Raw genomic sequence first — 723 nt, 5'->3', positions numbered from 1 at the left:
CTTTGGCGCTTATCAACGATGGCTCTGGACTGTTGGGGGCTCATTCATTCTCACTATCTGTTGAGCCTAGTGTGCTGTTGCTATTAGCCATGTCGATGTTGATCATCAATACTCAAGTGTTTCGTGCAAAAGCCTATCAACTGGCCAGTAGCGGCTCTCAACTCGCACCACTGATTTTTACCAACTTGTTGTTTACGGCCGTTTGGCAATCACTTTTTTTCGCTGATGTAATGAACCGCACTCAAATCGCGGGCATGGGCTTAATTGTACTCGCGACGGTATTGAATGGGTGCTGGGATGTATTGGTCAAGCATCATCAAAGCAAGGCGTTACAAACGAGAACATCTTAGTGCCTCGTAAAAGTAAGTTGAGATAAGCATTTAAAACGCAAGCAAATTTGATTTTTCCTGAGAATAAACTAGCGTCAATGAAGGTTCAGGGAGAGAAAACATGCTTACATTAAACTATTACGTAGAAATAACCGCGACTCCGCAGCGCGTATGGAGAGTGCTGACGGATGCTGAGCTTTACAAGCGTTGGGCGCAGGCATTTTCACCTCAATCTCAATTCGAAGGGGAGTGGGAAGAGGGCAGCGACATCACCTTTTTTGATCCGGATATGGGCGGCACTCGCGCAGTGATTGATTCTGTGCAGCCACTGCATCGGCTAGAGTTTCATCATGTTGCCATCTTTAACCCGGATAATCGGCAGCAGTTGGATGGG

At 46.6% G+C, this 723-nt stretch carries 1 protein-coding gene and 1 pseudogene; both read left to right on the top strand.

The features are described 5' to 3' along the window. Positions 1-350: pseudogene (locus tag R7R24_RS26775) on the top strand (EamA family transporter); the annotation flags it as partial. 100 nt (positions 351-450) lie between these two features. Beyond that, positions 451-723 (top strand): SRPBCC domain-containing protein (locus tag R7R24_RS26770; protein ID WP_318120126.1); only part of this gene is annotated, 273 nt, incomplete at its 3' end.

Source organism: Vibrio sp. 704 (assembly GCF_033339295.1).
The sequence above is the reverse complement of the archived record's forward strand: the minus strand, read 5'-3'. Positions and strand labels throughout refer to the sequence as shown.